A 20,780-nucleotide genomic window follows, 5' to 3' on the forward strand; every position below is an offset into this window, starting at 1 on the left:
ATTTCCAATAGAAATCTTCTATTCAAGATCATCTGCTTCATCTATCCATCTAGTTTTAGAAGGATCTAATAGAATTGTAAGATCCTTATGTGTAGCCCATAATAGACTTTCTAGTTCAAGAGGATCAAAATAAGAAACTTTTCCAGTTCGGATATCCTTTAGTAACAACCTGTCACCATTCGCTGACCTATCTATTTGAACGGATACATGTGCAAATTCATTTTTGAGGACAAAGCTTTCCTTCACTGCTATTCACCTGCAATCATTTGAAGTTAGTTAGTACCAACTAACATTACAATAGATCTCTGTACATTATTTATATTTCTGGCTTTTATCATTTTTACAATTTTCTGAAATCTAAAAAGGAAGTTTGTTAGATTAGCTAGCAACAATTCTCCATTGGATATCTTCTTTCTCTGCAGCCTTAACTACTTCCTTTGCTTCCTGATGATTTTCATAGTCACGGTCATCTATTTTTCTACCAGGGACACTTGTAACAAATTCATTAGCAAATGGGAAAGGATGAATAAGGATTTCTCCATTCCCTTTAGATCTAACAGTTAAGTGTACCAGTTCGCTTTCCCTTGTCATTCTTATTGGACCTAAGGTAACTTCATTTACTTCCTTAGGATTGTTAAGCCCCATAAATAATCCTAAGCGATCCAACACTTGAAAATACTCATACTGCATCCAGATTTTATCTTCAAATTCACTGCGTTTCTGCTGGGCTTCCCAATATTTTTGCTTGATATCAATCCATTCTTTTTGGATTGTGTTAATGGTTTCATTCATGAAACCTCTTAGATCGTCTGAAACCTTATAGGTAAAGGTTGGATCATAGCCAAATCTACTTGTATATAGACCAATCCAGTGCATTCCCAGCATCATCCCAGCATATGGATCCTGCTTTAAGGTATTTCGATACCCATTTTCGTAGAAACGAACATGTTCCGGTAAATTAACTTCTAAAAAATTGGTTGGTCGTTTTGTAGCATCGTTAAACAATACTTCATCATCAGGTTGTTTCCATCCAGAGTCATGTTTTTCGATTCCAAAACTGACAGATTCATGATTTTCTAGTTTCTTGAAGTTTTCGTTCCCCCATAACCTAGAAACACTTCCCATTTGAGTAGCATGTTCATCCTGCCTTACCAACACTAATTTCCCTTCCTGCTTTGAAATAATCATTTACTTCCTCCCTCATTATTAAGCGCTTCCAAAAGGGGAATCAATTTTTCCGTCGGTATGACGTCACCATACTTTTGTTGTATATCAAACAAGTTAATCGCATGGGTCGTAATACCACGGTCAAACACGCATTCTTCTGGAACCACAACTTTATAATTATTTGAAAATGCGTCCACTGCGGTTGCTCGAATGCAGCCGCTTGTCGTACATCCTGTAACAATTACACTATCTATCCCCTTAGCGGTTAAAAGGGAAACCAATGGGGTTCCATAAAACGCACTAGGTTTTTTCTTTGATAGAATGATATTCCCCTCTAAAGGTGCTAACTCTTCGACTACCTTTGTTCCTTTTTCTCCTTCAAGAAGCAAAGGATGATTGAATATCTGACCTTTAATTGCTACACGGTCATTATCACCGCTCCTGTTTCCTTCAATAATTGTATAGATAACAGGAAGTCCTTTTTCACGGAATATTTCTAGTACTCTTCTAATATACGGAATGGCTTCCCAACTCGCTGATCCACAACTTGTTGGGTATGTTTTGATCGCATCTTCAATCTCTTCTGGTCCATCCCCAGTAAACCCATATTGGACATCTACAATTAGGAGGGCAGGTTTTTGACCTAAACCATAAGTAGTCCCTAATCCAGCGTTAGAGTAAATTTTTGCATCTCTCTCATCTAAGTATCTTTCCCATATTCTAGTCATTTGCTTTCCCCCTTTTATCCGTAAGTAATGACTTTATCACAAGCATCAGTCATTTCAACTAGGACACTAGGAGAACCTAATTCAATCTTTTTTCCAAGGAAATCCTTTTCCGTTATTCCCCTAGCCCCGCAGGAAACCTGTGACAGCACAATACGTCCGCCTCGTTCAATGATTTCATTAACAGAATTCCTTAACTCTGTAGCCGTCACCCCAACACCCAAAACACTATCAAGATGTTCTTCCTTTACTAATTGGACCGCACTTCCAGCAAGAAACATCGACGCTTGATGACCATCCCTAAGTGCTGTTTTTGCAATAAGAAAAGCCCGGTCAGCTTGTGTTGGTGCCTCTGGTCCATGTGTTAAGTGAATCATTAAATGCATGTTATTTTCCTCCCTCTTTGTCTAGTGAATTTCATGACTTACCTGATTCGGAGTTAAGTGATTGATAAATACCTGTACGCTCCCTTTTATTACATCATCTTCTGATAGTGTTGTAATCGTTTGACCTTGAACGAATGATCTGGATATAAAAAGACCATAACTCATATAAAGGAAATTCATAGCTGTTAGCTCATAATCGTCGTCTATAATAAGCCCTCGTTTATTCATCTCTTCAAAATATTTAATAAGTAATTCCTTTAATTGCCTTGGGTGTTTATTTACCTGCTCATTCAGCCCTTGTACATTATGCCCTTCTTGGATGGCAATCTTTATAACGTTTTTATTCTTTTTCATGATTGTGTGATAAGTCTCAGCAATCATTAATAAGTCTTTTCCTAGATCCCAAATTAAATTATGGTCGAAAAGTTCCTTCATCTGAAAACTATAATAGTAACGGTCAATTGCTGCTTCTAATATTTTCTTTTTGTTCGGAAAATGTCTAAAAAGAGTCATTTCACTCACTGCAGCTTTTTCTGCTATTTGTTTTGTCGTCGCTCCCTTATATCCCTTTTTCGCAATCATATCAATTGCCACTTTTAATATTTTTTCATCCGTATTCATATTCCTTCTACCTACCTAACTGTGTTTGTTAGTACTCACTAACTTACTCCTATTATGAATGTTATAATAGTGACAAAAATGTGTCAATACATATTCTGAATTTTTTAAAAATTTTAACAAAAGGTTGACAAAGACAAAAACAGGGGTTCATTGTATTGGATTCCTCTCTTACCCCTACAACTAACATTCTTTGTTTTAAATATCCCCGAAACACCGTTAAAATTTCCAAATTTGCCAAGACGTCCATGTTCTAACTTCATATATCTCCTATTATATGATTTCCTCACTTAGTAAACGCGATATGTCTTTCCTGATTGAATACCTTCTACACTTTTTTGATAGGCTTTAGCCACCCGGTATGCAGAAACAGGCTCAAATCCAGGAAAATAAGGACCATATTTTTCAATTGATTCCGCTATGACCGTTGGACTAACATGATTAATCCTGATTCCCCTTGGCAGCTCAAATGCCGCTGATTCCACAAAGGCCTTTATTGCTCCCCCCACCATGGCAGCAGAAACTCCTCCCCCAATTGGTTCCTCCATAATAATACCGGTTGTTAAGGTAAAACTACCATTATTATTTACGTGTTCATGACCAAGGAGAACTAAGTTTACTTGGCCCTTTAACTTGCTTTGAATCGATTGTTCATTCTTTTCAGGCGTAAGTTCTGTCAGTGAGCCAAAAAATGTGGCACCCGCTGCACAAATAACGGCATCCACCTTCCCTATTTTTAAGTACATCTCTTTGATGCTATTTGGCGATGTAATATCGACCAGTAAATCTGCCTCATTCCGCCCAGCCGTCACTACTTCATGTCTCAGCTCTAACTGTTTATGAACCGCACGGCCAATTGTCCCATTGGCTCCTATTAAAAGAACTTTCACATTGAATTCCTCCTCAAATTAGGTCACTACCCTAGTAAAATTGGTATGTTAGTGCTGGATTGTTGGTTCGTTCATTTTTATCCAAGGCTAGATTGATATTTGCTTGAAAAATTCCTTCCAAATTGACGATTGCTTTCTCAATACGGATTGTGGAAGATGCACAATCATCTTTTGCTGTCCCGAATAAATAATTACTCTTTTATTTTACTGATGGACACTTAGCCATGTTTTCGACTGGTATTTCCTTCCTTTCAATATGATAATTATATACTATATCTTCCTATCTTCTATAATCAACAGAAATAAGGATAATGTGGAAATTTATCCAAAACCTTTGTTCCTTTCATTTCCAGTTGAATTTTAAAGGAGGTCAATTGTTAAATGAATTTAGGGAAGTTAAGCGTGTAATGGCCAATGAAATGTACCAACAATGCATAATGCATTATTGTCACTAAAAAGACCCTTCATCAGAAAAATGGCCATCTTATTAATTCAAGTACATTATTATTTCAAAAACTTTACCAATTTATTTCGCATTTCAACAGGGATTGGTGCACTTTTTTGCTTTTCAGAGTCAAAGTTAACGATAACCACTTCCCCGTATGCAAGAAGTTCATCCTGATCTTGATGTACAAACTCATGCTTAATGTAAAACTACTTCTTCCAATCTTCTGTGGTTCGAAAAACGGTATGCGTGGTGCAGCTGGCTGATAATATTCATAAAGAGCTTGCAGGTAGAGCATACTATCACAATCGATCTGTCGGGATTTTTTGTAAGGGAGAAATAGCAATGTCAGGATCTGTTGAAATCATCATTCGAACCTTAACTGCTTTTATTTTATTATGGGTATTTGTGCAGCTGCTCGGTAAACAGACGATTGCCCAGAAGACTTATCACCTTTATATCGCTTCCATTACCATGGGGACCATTGCAGGAAATCTAGCATTCAATATTAAAATTAAATTCCTGTATTTCATCATTGCAATGATTATTATGGGTGCCGTGGTTTTTATGCTGAATCTTGTTGCGGTTCGAAATCCACGCTTCGGAAAATGGATCGCTGGAGAACCAGCTACCATAATTCAAAAAGGACAAATTCTCGAAGAGTCAATGAAGCAAATGGGCTATTCACTTGAATCTCTTAAACAGGCTTTACGAGGCAAGGATATCTTCAATATAGAAGAAGTGGAGTGTGCGATTTTAGAGATTAATGGGTCCCTCTCTGTATTAAAAAAACAACAATACCGAAATACTACCAAACAAAATGTAACGTTACTTCCTCCAACAGGAACTGTACCGATCGAGTTGGTCTATGATGGGAAGATTTTATACGAAAACTTATCCCCACACACCTACGATGAAGAATGGGTAATGGCTGAACTCAAAAAAAGAAACCTTGCTGTTTTTGACATATCGTATGATGTCATCGGGACAAAAGGAAATTTATATATAGATATATTCGAGGATCAATTAAGTTAATAATTCAGTGATAAAAAGTATGTTACCGTTAATTTTCCTTAGCGAAATCAATAATGATCACGGTATAAATACTAAATTTAAAGCCCTCTACCAAAGAAAAGGTGAGGGCGTGTTTTGCGTTTTTATTTACCTAAATGCTCAATCGCGTAATTGGCTTCTTCTTGTGTAAATTTTTCACCGTACTCAGAGGTTAATTGGTCTCTTATCGCTTCCGATGACATACTCATTGATTCCTGATAACTTTTTGCTTTAGCTAAGGCATTTTCATTATAATCGGCTTTCAGATTGTCAACGGCGTATTGTGCTTCTTCAGCAGTAAATTTTTCGCCTTGTTCCGAAATAAGTTGATCATAAATTCCTTGTTTTGACATGTGCATCGTTTCTGAATAGGATTCAGCTTTTTTCAAAGCATTTGCATTCCAGTCATATTGAATTTTGCTCATTGCATACTCAGCTGCTTCTGGAGAAAACTTTTCGCCATATTCTGAAGTTAATTGATCATAAATACCACTTTTGGACATGTGCATGGTTTTTGCGTAGGTTTCAGCCTTTTTCAAAGCAGACTTATAATCACTAGGAACGTCATCCTCTGCGGTCTTCGGTTCCTCTACTTTCTCCTCTTGTGATTCTTTCGCCGTCTGGGTATCAGTTGACTTGTTTTCAATTGCGGTATCCTCGCTAGTACCATCTCCACCGGAAGCAATCTTCACAACTACGATGATAGCAAATACCCAAACCCACCATTTTTTATAGAACGGTTTTTTTGGCTTTTGTTGTTTTTCCTGTTTTGACATTTCCAGTTTGTCTCCTTTTATGTCGTTTTTTGTACATTTATACTATTTACATAAAGTACAAAATCATCCCATTTACAAGGAAAGGTCAATAAATATTACTGAAGATTATTATTAAGACAACAAACAAAAGAAATATCGTTATGCGTGGGGTCTGATCTAACTTCTATCGATTATTATGGTCATATAACATCTTAAGGAAATGAACATTCTCATGGATTAGAAACTGATTTCATCACCACCACTATTACATAGTGATGATTTTCCTTTTTAATGCTTCCCATTTAAACCTATTTTAGGTTGTTAAAGGGATTCCCATCTGGAATAAATCTACCTTACTTCTGTGTTTTTCAATCTTTGACCTTTTTAAAAGTGAGTTAGAATATCGGGTCAAATTCCAGCTTTTCTCTAATTCTTCTCTAACATTCTTCAAATCATTAAATTTGCGGTTATTAACGGTACGATTTTTATAGAAAGAATGATCATGGTCAGAAACTTATTTTGTTGAATATTTCATTATTTCCCCTAGTTTCATATTGTTTTTCAATGTATTGTAGGTAAATTTTCCCATCTAAGATAAGAAAAAAGCAGAGAGTTATACTCCTGCTTTAGTTGGAAAGGGTATAAGTTATTAACTTAGATTAATTAATATTGGTTCGTTCCTGTAATTGAATGTGGCCCAAAATGAATCATTATTTATTTTTTTGAATCGCTTTCCAAAACTCTTTCGCTACGACTTGATACCCTTCTAAGCTTAGATGAATGTCAGCCGGATTTGGAAGGTATTCCTTCTCATGTTTTTCGATCACATTCGCGGTTGGAACGAAGATATCACCATTCATCATGGCCATATTTTGAATCGTTTGATTCAAAGCATCTAATAACGGCAATAGTGCTGCTTGTTGTGCTTCTGGTAAATGAGGAAACGGATTATAGTAGCCCATTACATATACATTTGTGCCAGGATTGATGCTATCAATCCTGCTTAAAATAGCAAAAAGGTTATTACCTATTCCTTCTAACACCGATTGTGCCAATGCTGGATTCTGTTGGATTGAGCCTAACTGTGCCAAAAGATCATTTGCTCCAATATCAATGGTGACAAGCTCCGCCTCACTAATTGATTCTAGTAAGCTAGCATTCTGTTCATTAAGTGGATTGAACAATTCATTTAAAATATTGGTTGTCGTATAACCCGACACCCCATAATTGTCGAGTGCAACATGGTATTGAGATTGCTCAAAACGGCTAGTTAGGTAATCAACATATCCCTTATCTAACGATTTCATTGGGGTTTGTCCTGCTGCAAGTGAATCACCCAGAGCCACATAATCAAAATGTTCCTTATTGATATTCTTTGCTGAAGCACTCAATGGGATTGATACGATGAGTGAACCAATAATCAGTGCACTTACTAAACCTTTTCTTATTTTCATAACTCTTCCCCCTTACTAAAATTACTCAGTTAAACTGTTCTCTATTAAGAATGTTTTTTCCTTCTTTCTTAGAAAAATAATTATCATTTTGGGACGCAATCAAGTATGTCAGTAGAAGAATGACTATTTCCATGTCCGCAAAAAGTGGCTCAAATCTCCGCAATTGACTAAACGTAAGAAAGAGCCCACACGAATGAGCTCTTTTTTGTTAACTTCAGAAACATGATTTTTTCTACGCTTTCAGAGTGTATTTGGCAACACCTGAGGAGCTGATAACACCTCTAGATTACAGCACTATGGTTTGTATGTTCTTGGGGACTGCTAACCGGTTTTCCTCCTAAGCCTTCAAATTGGCGGCCCCACCCCGTTATAATCGAGAATAATAGAACCAAGAACAGGACCATGCAATAGATCATACCGCTGCTGACTTGTGTTAATGATAGCGGCGCTATAAAATCATACCCTTCCGACAATAAAGCACCGAGGAATACAAAAACACTTAGGAACGGGATAACGAGCACGATGGCATTTGCAAAACCATCAAGCAGATTGGCACGGCGGTAAGGATGGAGACCCACACGTTTGCCAATCTCATTCTGTACTTTTCCAAATGTAGTCATCGACGCACTGGTCACACCCCCGAAAATTAACGTGGTAAACGAGATTCCTAACATCATCGCAAACTCAGCACCACGTACCGTTTTTCCCATTTTGCTGTTAAGGATGCCATTTGTAACTTTTTCAAGCACACCCGCACCATTAAGCACACCCATGATCCCATAAACGGAAATGACCAGCGTGACCGTGGCCATCATGCTGCTGATACCACCCGTTAGGAAACCTGCCGGTGCACCATCTTTAACGGAAATGACATGGTCAAACGTTAAGAGGTTAAATGCTAGACCTGTGATGGTTCCTAAAATGATTCCTACAGTAATCGCTTTATAGATATTGCGGGTTTTAATGGCCACGATTAACATAACAGCTACAGGAACCAGCATGACCAATGTCGTTGAATTCATGTTCTTCTCGAGGATATCCGCAGCGCCCGCTCCTGCTACGCCGCCACCGCCGAAGATCCAGAACAGAACAAACGAAATCACACCTGCGACCAGGGAATACTTCAGTCGGGTGGCTACAACGCCACCGATGTCAGCAAAGCCTTGTTTTTCTGTATATTCTTGTGTTCCTGCAGAGATGATGGTGGTATCGGATATCGGTGCCAAGTTATCGCCAAAAATAGAAGCACTAACGATGGCGCCTGCAAGAACACCAGGGTCGCATCCCAACAATACTCCTGCTGGATAGAAAATAGGGAAGCATGTAAACATAGTTCCGATTGATGATCCCGTAGCAGTAGAAATGACACAAACGGCTAAGAAAGTAAACGCGGTGAATAATCCCCCATCCACTCCCAGCAAATCGGCAAGCCATACGAAACCTGCCGAAATGTTTGCCTCTTTTATCAGCGCCGAGAACATCCCGATTACAAAAAGCAGGATGGTAATGGGAACAGCTTCCTTTACACCTTCATAGACAGAATCCCAGAAACGATCATAGTTACCCTTTTTCACCAAAATGGAACCTATCATCAGTGCGACGAAAGCTCCCATGGCAAGTGCATACATTTCAAACGCTTTAAACACGATAAAATACAAGATACAGAAAAACAGAAAAATCACCACTGGAATAAACGCAGTGCCCCAGCCACCTCTAAATTCAAGTCTTTTATTCATACCAGAACTCTCCTCTTCTATGCTCAACTTTCTATTCTAAACTAAACATACAGTTTCATTTATTCTTCATTTAAATTCATCTTCATAATATTGCGATATTTCGAATCAACCGTACGCTCTAACTCAAACGGTTCGCCGGCTACTATTGGATAGTTGTCTAAGAATTGTCTTATTTCTTCGATATCGGTATTATCAAGTTCGAAGGTAAATATTTGAGTATTTGATTCAACATGCCTGCTATTTCTAACTCCAATAATAGAGGCTCCGACACCTTGCCTGCTTAATATATATTTTGTAGCAATCTGGGAAACCTTGACAGAATGCTTTTTAGCGATCCTTTGTAGCAATACCAACAATTCCTGATAGCCATCCCAGCCCAAAGTATCTTCAATGACCTGAAAATATTTAACGTGAGAGCGTGTTTCGGGTTGTATCGAAGTTTGACCCATCCATTTTTCCGCTAACAATCCTCCAGATAATGTACCGTAACACAGCAGGGATATTCCTTTGCTTTTACAATAATCGATTAATTCTTTTTCTGGACGTCTATCAAAAACCGAATATTGATTTTGACAAGACACAACAGGGATACCGGCATCAACGATTTCGCGCAAATGCTTCGTATCAAAGTTTGTAACAGCAATATTACGGATTTTTCCTTTTTCTTTCAGTCTCAACAGATCTCCCGCTGTCTCAACAAATCCAGGCACACTGTAATCCCACCAATGAAACTGAACAAGGTCCAATACCTCTCGTTTTTGACGTTTGAGGCTTCTGTCAATGATCTTTTCTGTGTACGTGTAATCGATCTCACCAAGCAAATTGATATCCGGTACATACTTCGTATGAATTTGAATATCATGCGGTGAAAGAGTACTCCCTTCTTTTAGTTCCGTTAAAAATTCACCGAGGAGTTCTTCAGTACCCGTATAAATATCTGCACAATCAAATGTCGTAAATCCTCTTTCAGCCAGCATATGGAAGGCCTTTATGACATCTTGCATATCTAACTTTGCTTGTAAGCTATGACCTTCTGATAACTGCCAACACCCGTTGATCACTCTGCTAATCGTATAATCTTTTGCTAATTCGAATCGTTCTGCCATTATTGTTGATCTCCTTTATGTATAGGTTCTATTGTGCATTCAGCATGACTAAATTCTTGCGTTTCGGTACGAGTTATTTTAAATTTAGCCCCACAGTTTGGATCGGGACAGGCAATAAAACTATCGGACAACATCCAGTCATTCGCATGTAATGGCCGCTGCTTTGCAGGCAGCAATGGCAAAATAGCGCTTAAGGCATACATGGAAAATGAATTCCTTTCCGGGAAGATCAAGTTTTCCCCTTCAACTAAGAAGTAGTCCCCTTCCTTATGGCTGCATACCATTGGTTTATCTGAACCTACCACCTCAACCTTTAAGTTAAATAGCGTAAATTTATCATTCATAGCACCTTTTCCTTTCTACATTTGCAATTAATATCCATTTATAAAAAAACAAAAAACACCTGCCCTTAAATAAAATTCAAGGACAAGTGTTAACCTGCGGTACCACCTTGTTTGATATGTATCAACATACCCTCTCAGCAGAGTGCTTACACACTCTTAGCCCTTTAACGCTGGCTTTTGCGTCTTAGCTACTAAATCAACGATCGTTCACTTCGCCCTCTGAGGCCCATTTGCTGTTACGTCATCTGTCCGGCTTACACCATCCCGGATTCGCTGAGAGACCGTTTAACAGTTTTACTCCCTCGTCTGCAGTTTAAAAGAATGATAACATTCTAGTTTTTTAGTGTCAATAATAATTCTAATATTTTGATAACTAAACTTTACTCTTGCGCTAGCGAGGATTCTTTGGCCAGGTCAGTAAAAACGTTTGGTCATATTGTATGGCTGGCTTTCAATCCAATAGCGTATATCCTGCTTCATTTATTTTTTCCTCGACCCCAACTTTTACTACTTCCAATTCTTCATTTTCTTTCAAATCAACTAAAGCTAGTCTCCTTTTTCTACATTTGACAATTGAAAAATGCCTATAAATTTGATTATAGGCTTTCTTAATTAGTTGTTTTATTTGTAATAGATTAAGTTTGTTTATTACTTCGCTGAAAGTTCACTTTCTATAACCCACTTATGATTTCTTACCATTGGTCCTCCAGTAGTCGGGAGGTTATATAGGCTTACCATATGAGTACGGCATATCGACAGGTTCTCCCCGGGTAAGAGTACAGACTTTCCTTCCATGTCTCCACCTCATTTACTCTTTGACACCTTCGGCAGTAAGGACTTTGTCTTGTATTGCAGACTCATCCAATGTCACCTAGCCTTATATCCAAAACAATTGATCAAACTCTTTTTATTTACAAGTTTAGCGCTGGTCGTGAATTCTATGAGCTTTGATCAACATCATAACACTGGTAAATTATTAATTACTATATATTCTTTGATTCTGTATGTTGCTGTCAACAAAGGAATTGAATTTATGAGTTTCAATATAAGTTGGATGCACACCATCATCGTACTCTTATGTATTGGTGTCTCTGTAATAATATATGTTTTAGTAAGCAAAAAGAGATTGGAGCGGTCATTATATGTATCTCAGTAAAAAAGATATCCCCTCTTTTCCGAAGCAAGTAACTTTACATCCTAAGTTTATAAGAGATGAATCATTTAATGAAAATTATAACATCAATGTTACGGGGCATTATATCCTATCACTTGTAGATGATTCAAAAACCATCGGTGATATCGTCAAAATAACAAAAAAGAAATATAAAATAAAGGAAGAGCTCGCACATCATGATTGTGTTAGTTTATTCGAAACATTAAATAAAGAATTTCTTTTGAATATTAAAAGAAAGGGAATATCTGACCGGTTCTCTGCATTTGTATTTTTTGTCAGAACTTTTCAGTTCAGGCAGCTATTTGAATTCTTTCAGTTAAATAAAAGATTTGATAATGCTTTTTTAAAGAAGAATTTAATCATTACCTTCTTCTACCTATTAATTGTAACTCCTTATTTAAATGGAGGTTTACTTGCGATATCTTTCTTAATTTTATATGTGTCTAATCCGGTTACAATTTGGGAACCAATTATGCTAGGAGGTGGTTTCATACTTTCCATAGCTGTTCATGAGTTTTCGCATGTGCTAGGATTATATATGATGAAGGAAATTAAAAAACTAGGATTCATTGGGAAGAGAAATTTAAATATGGGGGTTTTCAGAAAGCGTGTTGACCCAAGAAAGGACATTTTTGTTTCTTTGATGGGACCCATTATTCCCTTTTTAATAGGAAATTTGTTATTTTTACTCTCTTCAATTGAAATCGTTCAAACTATAGGAATCATATGGATGTTAAATCTATTTACTCTTTTTTCGACAGATGGGAAAAATATAAGAGATAATATGAAGAAAATCATGAGAGGGGCGGTCATCAGATGAAAAAAGGAATAATTGTAACAAATGTTTTTGTAGCGAGTTGGATTGTTTTTACTCTAATTTTAATCGTTTCTCTATCATTAATCGATTTTAAATTAGGAACAAAAATCGGAGCAGGATTATTTTATATCAAGGGTCATTATAAAGAAATGACGGAAATTGGTGGTGAAATGAAAAATACGATTGTTACGGAACAAGGTCCAGGCATAATCACTGTCCCACTGGGTCTAAGTCTTTTTACTGCATTAATTGCTATTGTTTATCTTAAGTTGAAAAAGAAGGACGAAAAAATTACAAAATAACACCTCACGCTCTTAAAATAGAAGAGAACGTCCAACAGGTTGGTTTAGCACAATCCTTCAAAAGTAAAGCAAAATCCTTCAATGGATGATGCTTTACTTTTAAAAATACTACATCGTATGCACTATCTGCAGATACATATTCCCATTCAGGTTCAAAAAAGAAATGATTAACCCCCTCACCAATCGTGGTAGTAGGATATTCGAAGAAAAAACCATCTTAAACATATGAAACTTGGTCGATGTTGGTAGGCAGAAAGGCTGTGCAAATCCAGCTGTTGGTTGACTTTTCTGAATGTAATTTTTTTGCACCCGTGAGTCCATCTTTAGCAGCAACCATTTGCAGAAATCGTGTCGCATTATAACCACATTCTTTTTTGGCGTTTTGATAAATAGCAATCATGTCCTTATGGAATTCTTTTTTCAAATCCACTAATTTTTCCCCTACCAAAACATTTAATTTATACTACAATCATTCGACAAAATCTTATTAATTTCCTTTACAGTAACGAAAAAGAAGCACTCAAGAATCTCTCTGAGTTATTTGTATCCATTCGATTTTCACCACCATCTCTACTCGCTTGCAAGATGCAGAAAGTTAATAGACTATCTCATCTTAAATGATACTTTCTATTTCCAGTCTAATTAATTTTCTTTTATGGATGATTAAAGCCACTAGAAATTTAGTTATTGAAACTATTCCTCAATATTTGCGATATACAATTTGTCATTAACTTGAATTGCAATAGCCTTTTCGACACTTACATCCTTTACCTTAAAAATTTTACTCGGATTTTTATATGGGTTTTGGTCTTCTGAGTAAGAAACAATTTCCTGAATTTTAGCAGCCTTTCCTATTTGTTCTTCAACCTCATCAGTAGTTAAAACTTCATCAGTCAGTAGATAAGTAGAGTTATCCATTCTAATTTCGGCTGGTGTAAGGTTAGCAAATTCAGCATCGCTTAAATTGTTTGAATTACATCCAGAAAGAATAATAGAAATGAAAATTAAACCAATTGTTATTATTTTTTTCAATCTATTCACCTCTTTTTTCTGCATTAATAAAAATAAATAATGAGCATTGTATTCTTTATTTTTCGTTTCAGCCTTTCATTAAGCCCTGCTACTATCTTCTTAAACTCTTCCGACACACCGTCATCATGTTCTCCCATGTCGACATTTCCTTTTTACTGATAAAGGCTTGAACCATCGACCCTTTAGAATAAGCGATACTAAAACCATTCCTTGTGCATTCCTTTAAGAAATGGTTTAGTGATCGGGAATCACGAACTCTCACCAATGACAGAATCGATTCCACAATAAGGACATACTGCTGTATTTTCACAATCACACCAATCGGTAATTTCAGAGGGATTAAAGATATTCAAACAATAAAAGCATCCACATATTTTGTCCTTTACTAATTCCTTTCGATGATGACTACTAAAGCGGTGTGCCATTTCAAATTGTTTCTCCACTTCTTTTCACCTTCCTAAACTAGATATTAATGACTATCCACATAAGGAAATTTTCATTCTACTTTTTTTATTCTTATCGTCTCCTTGGTCTTCATCTTCTGCAAAAACTATTTCTTCTTCGTGAAACTCAACTTCAGTTTGTCTAGTTATTTCGTCAAATGGAGTATAGAAAGGTGTTATACTTCTCTTCTTTACGAACACTTTATAAAAGCCAATTAGGACTAATAAAACTATAACAGCAGGAAAACCCACTGCCATTATATCCATAGGATTCATCAACAACTCCCCTTTATAATTAAAATCCAGATTTAAAATCTTTATATTATTTACGAATGATAAGATAACTAGTTTCGCACTTAAACTTTACTTCTATTTACTTCGGTAAGAAAAAAAGATGTGCCGATCAAGTTTGATCTTCAACACTTGCACCTGTTAGTAAGTAGAAACCTTCCTCTTACAGCTGTTTTAATTTTGAATACTATGATAGGTCACTATGTAAACGATGTTTGCCACATTTAATACATTGAAAGAGATAACCTTGATGATCGCCACCATTACTCAAACTACTTTTAAATATTTCTTCAGTAATTTGAAAGTTATTACAAATTCTTTGAATATCAACGGAAAGTTCATCTTCTATATTTTTTATATCTTCCCAACCAACATAGCTTTTTATAGCACAAAAATCTCCACAATGGCTTAGCCAATATTCTTGTTGCCAACCTAAGTATCCTGGAGTTCTATATGTATCCTGGAGTTCTATATATAAGCTCATCTATGTATTCATCTTTTTCGACATCATCACAGCTTTCAACATCTTGAAATTCCCCTTCAAACATTTTAGCTGCTGATCCATCGGAGATACACCAAGGACAAATACTCTCAACTTCCTCAACAGAATAAAAAGGACCAACGTAAGAATAATCTTTATTCTTATTGCATACAGGGCATAACGTTTTCTCTTCTTTAATGACCTTTAATAAGATTGGGTTGGGATTATATTTAAAATTTGGTAACCTCAATTTTATGTCCTCCTCGTATTATAAACAAATATTTTTTTATACTTGGTGCTATTGCTTGATTCTCATCAGTTCAACAAAAGCACCCGTTAATGCAATAAGAAATTAACTTCTATTTGCTGGTTTAGCTCATTGAAAAAGCCTACCATCTTATTTTGATTGTAAATTCCATATGACTCTACCATTTTTCCTCCTGGTCTTATATATGCTTTAGCAAGAGCAATAGCAACAGGAGGATTAACAGATGCAACAAACCTCTGTTGTTCATCGTGTACGGATAGTTCAAGTGCTTCTCTCCAATTGTCTGAACTTATTAATCTAATACATATTTCTGACATACTACACCTCATTTATTTTACTCAGTTCTTCAACTGCCCTGCTTCGTTAATATACCAAATTCAACAAAAAGAACCGTCAATCCTTCTAAAATAACCTGCCCAATAGTTCAAGAAGGAAAGCCGTCTGGAAATGGCAGCTGGTTCCTAAAGTAAAGCCCCTTTAAGTGCAAAATTTCACAATATAATCATATTTAGTGAAATATTATCTAATATTTGCTGTATAAACCTGTTACATATTCTATTTGTACTGTGCAGTAAATAACTTTGTTTTGTACTTGTTCTTCTTCAACATAAGGACCCATTGTTAAACAGCCTAAAAAAAGAGCCAATGTCCGTTGGCTCCCTTAGTAAATTTAAAATGTATGGGCTAGATCCTTAGCTCGTGCAATTGCATTTTCCTTAATTTCTTGTGCTTTATCTGGCATTGCTGCATGTCCTTCTACAAATAAACCTTCAAACGAAGGGACTCCATAGAATTGCATTACAACATTTAAATAGCGGTGCCCCATTTCCATTTGAGCAGCTGGTCCTTCTGAATAAATACCCCCACGAGCTTGTATATGTAAAGCTTTTTTATCAGTCAACAAACCTACTGGACCTTGTTCTGTGTATTTGAATGTTTTTCCAGCAACAGAAACTGAATCAATATATGCTTTTAATACTGGTGGGAAAGAAAAATTCCACAAAGGTGTTACGAAAACATACTTATCAGCTGAAATAAATTGTTCACATAGTTCTGATAATCTACCTACTTTTGCCTTTTCATCTGCTGACAGCTCTTCAAATCCCTTTCCTGATTGGAGTTTTCCCCAACCACTAAAAACATCAACATCTATTTGTGGAATATTCTCTTTATAAAGATCAACATTCACAACTTCGTCATTAGGATTTGCTTGTTTATAGGTATCAATAAAGGCTTTACCTACTGCCATACTATAAGACTGAGTATCATCATGTGGATGTGCTGTAATATACAATACTTTTGCCATTTTCTTACTTCCCTTCTTTTCTCTTGTTTTGTCATTCTAGTTTTTGTATTGAAATAAAAATATATACTTTATCTCGAAACTATATATTTTTGGTTAAAGATAAAAATATATAAAATATTGTTTAGCTTAAGCAAATGATCTACTTAAGAAAATTAAAAAGGTGTGCTTTGATTAGCAACACCCTTTTATGTACAATTATTCGGTTATATGACTCATATAAGGATTTCCACTTATATTTTTTCTCATTTCATCTGTTAACTCAAACACTTCACTGTTATTCGCTTCACTTTTAAAATCATGATTGTTTTGGATACTTCCATCATAATGTGGTGGTTTATTTTCCATATAACTTCACCTCCAATAGTGTTAGTATATACATTATTTTACTAATTGCTTACCTCTATTACCAGTATTTTTTGATAATTCCATCATTTGCTGAAGGGCATGTCTATACTTTTTATTATGTAACATTCTATAAAAACAATACCCTATTTCTTGTGCTAACCTGCTCCAATAGTGCAAGAAGCGATTGCCTTGTTCCGCGATCGCCCCCTTAAAGAAGCAAATGTATTTTTAATAGATTTATCATTGGAAACGTCTTAAGAATTGACTTCCCAATTGACACACCATTTGACACTTGATTTTGGGTGTACAACAATCTTTGTCCTTTAAATTTATCATGTCATTATTGGTTCCACTTTTCTAAAAGAGGTGTTCAAAATCCTTATATTAAAGGGAAATGGCATACGTCGATTCGTATGCCATTTCTTTTGTCAATTTATCGTTATGCACCTCAAAACGGAACGGTTTAAAATTTTATAGGAAGTGGTTATTGCTATAGATAAAAATTATTTACATGTCTACTTCTCAGATAGGTTGGAAAATGTACTTAACCATTTCTCAAAAAAGAATGGGCTAGATTACACTACATATAAGTCAACGTTTTATTACCTTAAAGTTGTAGACTGTCAATTCCTGACCTATCCTTTAGGAAAGATTTATCCTTTTTCATGAATCTGTGTTTCAATCGCTTCAACATGCTCTTCATTAAGCTTTTGTTTTGGATGAGGATGAAACCACTGGATTTCTCCTTCGTGAACAAACCCTTTGAACTCGTGTCCTTGCACTTTAAGAGTGACTTGGCGGCGCTCGTGTAATCGGTCTTCAAACACTTGCGTCATTTCAATGTCATCAATCCCACTGGAAACCCCATGTTCTCCCAACAATTCACGGATTGTATTTTCGATTTTCACTTCTTTTTCTTCACTTAGTATTTGTTTTGGATATGGATGCATCCACGTAATTTCACCCTCTTGAAAATGACCTTTAAACTCATTGTCATCAACCTTAAAAGAGAATTCGTGTCTTTGGTGTACTGGGTGGCCACTAAGTATTTGTTCAACTTCAAAATTCCTAACTTCCGTCATCGGCTTTCCTCCTTAGTAATCTACATGTTAAGAGGATGTCCAAAATCTCAGAAAAAATGCCTAACCAACCATTTTGTACCGTTCCTAAAAATATAGACAATTAATACTCATGTTCTTCAATCCGCTCCAAGTCATCTTGTTAGTCATGTCACACCATTAACGACTGCGGCCCAACAAGGAATAAATTTACAACTTTAAGAATATGCGATTGATGAAGTTCATAATAGAATGGCAAGGCTTCTAGCCATCGCAGACATAAATTGAGAATTAACACCCCATTCCTTAGGACATACCGATGATTAGATTACAAAAATGTTTATCTTCACGTAACACAAGTAATGAAAAAAGAGGCCTCTCAAAAGTTCAGTGAACTTATGAGAAGCCTCGATTATAATCCTCAATGTTTGCAAACCACTCTCACCTTACTAACAAACCCAGTCATATCAAGGATTCAAGGGGCAGGTTACATCATTCCGCCCCTAAGGTGATGTGTGAAATATATTTAACGTGGGGTGCAAATAGTGCGGTATATCAAGGTTTTGGGGAATTTGAGGTATAACATCTTTAACCATTATTTATCGGTTTTCATTTGATTGCGTTAGCAAAATGTTAGCATTTGAATGATTATTTTAATGTTTGTACTTTCCTAGATACCAAGTTATTGATTACTGCCAATGTTTTTTACCACCTCTGCCATTTTTTGTATCACTAACTGACAAAGGTTGTACCAACCAATAACAACAAACTTACCAACTTTTTTAAGAAATAGTGTAGACTCAAACAACGATACCCCTAACATTGACTTTGCTAAAAGCAATGGCATTGTAGCTCTAAATATAAAATAAAGTTCTGTTACGAAGTTTATTAAAAGGATGCAGGTTCTACCCCTTTAGATATTGATCTGAAGGGGTGTTATTTATAGTGAAAAAGTACTCCTGAAATTAATAAGTGGATTAAGAAACTGGCAAGTGAAAATAGTTTGTTCCATTAAATGGCCAGTTTGTTGAGGATTTAGTTTTGCATTAATGGTGGGGAACCTTACCATAAGTAAATGAGGGTTCTTAAGTCTTATTTATCCAAGCCGACAAAGCTCTTATTAACTTAGTGACAAAAGCCGCTCTCCGGTACGGAAAACGGCTTTTGGAAGCTATAAATATTGATAAGAGACCCTCGGGGCGGAAATCACAATGATACTTCCATCCTTCTCTTCTACACCCATTCGAAAAGTATTCGGATTACCTGAAATCAAAATGTCAGCATATTTATCTGAGTTTTGTTTATTAATCTTATAATGAATATAGGTTTGTTTACCAAGGTTAAATCGAACTAGTATTTTCTTATGTTTATCTTCACAAAAAATCACTTCGTGAAGAGTAACATTTGTCAGTTCCCTCCCAACCAGTGAACCCAATCTCTCTATAACATCTGTGTTATTAATCATACCTAAATTCCCTTTCCAAGCTAATACTAAAATTATAAATAAACATACACCTATTTTAAATAGAACACAAAAAAATGTGATTACAGCCAATAGAATGTACCACTTCTGCAATGTTTTTTACCAGCGATTGTCACAAAATTAACCACTTGTTGCCAACGTGTTTACCAATGGAGTAATATCAAAAAAATGAAGATATAAATCGATAAAGATTTTGAGAGATAAAAAAGTCTAATTCCTTCGTAGTTTTACCGAGGAATTAGACTAAATGTTCTTCAACAATCGCTACCCTTTACTTCAACAAGAATACTGATATAAAATAGTTTACACTCCTATATTAAAAAGACTGCTGTGACAAACAATGAGCCTAAGATGGATATTGTATGGAGAGAGCTGTATAGCCATCTCTTTTTTATGTTAATTTTCTAATTGCATTAAGTAATCAGGATGGAGGGATACCTTAAATCTAATAGGACAATTTACATCTCTTTCCTCCACTGGAATTTCATAAATAATTAATGGTATATCACCTTTTGGTAACTTTTCAAGCAAAATAACTAGAATATCCTCACTTAATCCTAAATTATTCTCAATAAAAGTTGCCATATCAGGAAGAATAGAGGACTCTGTATGACTGTTTAATTGCCATGTTGGAGCATTAAAATATGGGAGAATATTTTTATTTATATGCATAATGTTATTGATTTTTAGATGACCTGAGTATCCTCCAGGATGTTCTATAGCATTTCTCATAGATACAATTCTTCTAATCCATGTGTCATGGTCATTTTTCAATATTTTTGTTAGGTTATCTTCTTCTCCAAATTTCTCTCTTGCCCATTTATATGCTAAGTCAAATTGAGGTTTAGAAAATTCCTTATTATAAAAGATATTAAAAATCCCTAATAAATCCCTTTCACATCAACTACGCCATAGCTATGCTACCCACCTTTTAAACAACGGAGCTCCGATTGATGTTATTCAAAGACTACTAGGGCACGAAAAAAGCGAGACCACTAGGATTTATGCTCAGTTAAGTGGCAGCATTAGAAGAGAATTTTATAGAAAGTATTTTTAAAGATGTAGTGAGAAAGGCAACGGATTTTGAGGTGACCCCCGAAA

Annotated in this window: 27 protein-coding genes and 1 pseudogene; 4 read left to right on the forward strand and 24 right to left on the reverse strand. The window is 35.8% G+C overall.

Features of this window, described 5'->3' with window-relative positions; genetic code table 11:
• Window positions 1-18: 18 nt before the first annotated feature.
• The 6 genes from V7124_RS05020 to V7124_RS05045 form a co-directional block, all read right to left on the reverse strand.
• The gene (locus V7124_RS05020; protein ID WP_335413649.1) at window positions 19-246 is read right to left on the reverse strand and encodes a hypothetical protein; all 228 of its coding nucleotides are present in this window, start codon (window positions 244-246) and stop codon (window positions 19-21) included.
• Window positions 247-378: 132 nt separating this feature from the next.
• On the reverse strand, window positions 379-1,188 hold the full coding sequence (locus V7124_RS05025; RefSeq protein WP_335486773.1) for a DUF3891 family protein: 810 nt from the start codon (window positions 1,186-1,188) through the stop codon (window positions 379-381).
• The gene (locus V7124_RS05030) at window positions 1,185-1,895 is read right to left on the reverse strand and encodes an isochorismatase family protein (protein ID WP_335486776.1); all 711 of its coding nucleotides are present in this window, start codon (window positions 1,893-1,895) and stop codon (window positions 1,185-1,187) included. Before V7124_RS05030 ends, V7124_RS05025 begins: the two co-directional genes overlap by 4 nt.
• Window positions 1,896-1,909: 14 nt before the next feature.
• Window positions 1,910-2,278 (reverse strand): DsrE family protein, encoded by a 369-nt coding sequence (locus tag V7124_RS05035; protein ID WP_335486779.1) that lies wholly within the window; start codon window positions 2,276-2,278, stop codon window positions 1,910-1,912.
• A gap of 21 nt (window positions 2,279-2,299) precedes the next feature.
• Window positions 2,300-2,899 carry a TetR/AcrR family transcriptional regulator gene (locus V7124_RS05040; protein WP_335486782.1) on the reverse strand — a complete coding sequence of 200 codons (600 nt, stop codon included), beginning with the start codon at window positions 2,897-2,899 and terminating at the stop codon, window positions 2,300-2,302.
• 287 nt (window positions 2,900-3,186) lie between these two features.
• Entirely contained in the window at window positions 3,187-3,786 is a 600-nt protein-coding gene (locus V7124_RS05045; protein WP_335486785.1) for a short chain dehydrogenase, read from the reverse strand.
• A gap of 790 nt (window positions 3,787-4,576) precedes the next feature.
• Between V7124_RS05045 and V7124_RS05050 the strand changes: the two genes are divergently transcribed.
• The gene (locus tag V7124_RS05050) at window positions 4,577-5,266 is read left to right on the forward strand and encodes a DUF421 domain-containing protein (RefSeq protein WP_335486788.1); all 690 of its coding nucleotides are present in this window, start codon (window positions 4,577-4,579) and stop codon (window positions 5,264-5,266) included.
• 122 nt (window positions 5,267-5,388) lie between these two features.
• Here the strand turns inward: V7124_RS05050 and V7124_RS05055 are convergent, their stop codons facing one another.
• The 5 genes from V7124_RS05055 to V7124_RS05075 all read right to left on the reverse strand — a co-directional run bounded on the left by V7124_RS05055 (window position 5,389) and on the right by V7124_RS05075 (window position 10,679).
• Window positions 5,389-6,060, reverse strand: coding sequence for an Ltp family lipoprotein (locus V7124_RS05055; protein ID WP_335486791.1), 672 nt, complete (start codon window positions 6,058-6,060; stop codon window positions 5,389-5,391).
• A 689-nt stretch (window positions 6,061-6,749) separates the two neighbouring features.
• Complete coding sequence (locus tag V7124_RS05060; RefSeq protein WP_335486795.1) at window positions 6,750-7,493, reverse strand: SGNH/GDSL hydrolase family protein; 744 nt, start codon at window positions 7,491-7,493, stop codon at window positions 6,750-6,752.
• 281 nt (window positions 7,494-7,774) lie between these two features.
• On the reverse strand, window positions 7,775-9,229 hold the full coding sequence (locus V7124_RS05065; RefSeq protein WP_335486797.1) for a Na+/H+ antiporter NhaC family protein: 1,455 nt from the start codon (window positions 9,227-9,229) through the stop codon (window positions 7,775-7,777).
• 59 nt (window positions 9,230-9,288) lie between these two features.
• On the reverse strand, window positions 9,289-10,335 hold the full coding sequence (locus V7124_RS05070; RefSeq protein WP_335419216.1) for an aldo/keto reductase: 1,047 nt from the start codon (window positions 10,333-10,335) through the stop codon (window positions 9,289-9,291).
• Window positions 10,335-10,679, reverse strand: coding sequence for a TIGR04076 family protein (locus V7124_RS05075; protein ID WP_335419213.1), 345 nt, complete (start codon window positions 10,677-10,679; stop codon window positions 10,335-10,337). The genes V7124_RS05070 and V7124_RS05075 overlap by 1 nt, the downstream gene beginning before the upstream one ends.
• 1,142 nt (window positions 10,680-11,821) lie before the next feature.
• On the opposite strand from V7124_RS05075, the gene V7124_RS05080 reads away from it, so the two are divergent.
• Both V7124_RS05080 and V7124_RS05085 read left to right on the forward strand, forming a co-directional pair.
• Entirely contained in the window at window positions 11,822-12,673 is an 852-nt protein-coding gene (locus V7124_RS05080; RefSeq protein WP_335486800.1) for a PqqD family peptide modification chaperone, read from the forward strand.
• Window positions 12,670-12,972 carry a hypothetical protein gene (locus tag V7124_RS05085; protein ID WP_335486803.1) on the forward strand — a complete coding sequence of 101 codons (303 nt, stop codon included), beginning with the start codon at window positions 12,670-12,672 and terminating at the stop codon, window positions 12,970-12,972. Before V7124_RS05080 ends, V7124_RS05085 begins: the two co-directional genes overlap by 4 nt.
• A 217-nt stretch (window positions 12,973-13,189) precedes the next feature.
• Here the strand turns inward: V7124_RS05085 and V7124_RS05090 are convergent, their stop codons facing one another.
• The 13 genes from V7124_RS05090 to V7124_RS05150 all read right to left on the reverse strand — a co-directional run bounded on the left by V7124_RS05090 (window position 13,190) and on the right by V7124_RS05150 (window position 20,453).
• Window positions 13,190-13,402, reverse strand: a complete 213-nt coding sequence (locus V7124_RS05090; RefSeq protein WP_335486806.1) for a hypothetical protein — start codon at window positions 13,400-13,402, stop codon at window positions 13,190-13,192.
• 263 nt (window positions 13,403-13,665) lie between these two features.
• Entirely contained in the window at window positions 13,666-14,028 is a 363-nt protein-coding gene (locus V7124_RS05095) for a hypothetical protein (protein ID WP_335486809.1), read from the reverse strand.
• A gap of 224 nt (window positions 14,029-14,252) precedes the next feature.
• Window positions 14,253-14,447: a cytoplasmic protein gene (locus V7124_RS05100; RefSeq protein WP_335486811.1), complete on the reverse strand. Its 195-nt coding sequence runs from the start codon at window positions 14,445-14,447 to the stop codon at window positions 14,253-14,255.
• A 33-nt stretch (window positions 14,448-14,480) separates the two neighbouring features.
• A complete protein-coding gene (locus V7124_RS05105; protein WP_335486814.1) occupies window positions 14,481-14,723 on the reverse strand; it encodes a DUF3951 domain-containing protein in 243 nt (80 codons plus the stop codon).
• A 202-nt stretch (window positions 14,724-14,925) separates the two neighbouring features.
• Window positions 14,926-15,222 (reverse strand): CbrC family protein, encoded by a 297-nt coding sequence (locus tag V7124_RS05110; RefSeq protein WP_335486817.1) that lies wholly within the window; start codon window positions 15,220-15,222, stop codon window positions 14,926-14,928.
• The gene (locus V7124_RS05115) at window positions 15,188-15,469 is read right to left on the reverse strand and encodes a CbrC family protein (RefSeq protein WP_335486820.1); all 282 of its coding nucleotides are present in this window, start codon (window positions 15,467-15,469) and stop codon (window positions 15,188-15,190) included. Before V7124_RS05115 ends, V7124_RS05110 begins: the two co-directional genes overlap by 35 nt.
• 86 nt (window positions 15,470-15,555) lie before the next feature.
• The gene (locus tag V7124_RS05120; protein ID WP_335486823.1) at window positions 15,556-15,804 is read right to left on the reverse strand and encodes a hypothetical protein; all 249 of its coding nucleotides are present in this window, start codon (window positions 15,802-15,804) and stop codon (window positions 15,556-15,558) included.
• Window positions 15,805-16,157: 353 nt separating this feature from the next.
• Complete coding sequence (locus tag V7124_RS05125; RefSeq protein ID WP_335486826.1) at window positions 16,158-16,793, reverse strand: FMN-dependent NADH-azoreductase; 636 nt, start codon at window positions 16,791-16,793, stop codon at window positions 16,158-16,160.
• A 195-nt stretch (window positions 16,794-16,988) separates the two neighbouring features.
• Window positions 16,989-17,138, reverse strand: coding sequence for a hypothetical protein (locus V7124_RS05130; protein WP_335486829.1), 150 nt, complete (start codon window positions 17,136-17,138; stop codon window positions 16,989-16,991).
• A 653-nt stretch (window positions 17,139-17,791) separates the two neighbouring features.
• On the reverse strand, window positions 17,792-18,220 hold the full coding sequence (locus V7124_RS05135; protein WP_335486832.1) for a hypothetical protein: 429 nt from the start codon (window positions 18,218-18,220) through the stop codon (window positions 17,792-17,794).
• 658 nt (window positions 18,221-18,878) lie between these two features.
• Window positions 18,879-19,019, reverse strand: coding sequence for a hypothetical protein (locus tag V7124_RS05140; RefSeq protein WP_335486835.1), 141 nt, complete (start codon window positions 19,017-19,019; stop codon window positions 18,879-18,881).
• 348 nt (window positions 19,020-19,367) lie between these two features.
• A complete protein-coding gene (locus V7124_RS05145) occupies window positions 19,368-19,661 on the reverse strand; it encodes a hypothetical protein (protein WP_335486838.1) in 294 nt (97 codons plus the stop codon).
• Window positions 19,662-20,075: 414 nt separating this feature from the next.
• Window positions 20,076-20,453, reverse strand: a complete 378-nt coding sequence (locus V7124_RS05150) for a hypothetical protein (RefSeq protein WP_335486841.1) — start codon at window positions 20,451-20,453, stop codon at window positions 20,076-20,078.
• 124 nt (window positions 20,454-20,577) lie between these two features.
• Between V7124_RS05150 and V7124_RS05155 the strand changes: the two are divergent.
• Window positions 20,578-20,736, forward strand: a pseudogene (locus V7124_RS05155) (tyrosine-type recombinase/integrase); the annotation flags it as partial.
• Window positions 20,737-20,780 lie beyond the last annotated feature (44 nt).

The organism is Neobacillus niacini, from assembly GCF_036961885.1.
In the GTDB taxonomy this organism is placed as follows: domain Bacteria; phylum Bacillota; class Bacilli; order Bacillales; family Cytobacillaceae; genus Neobacillus; species Neobacillus niacini_H.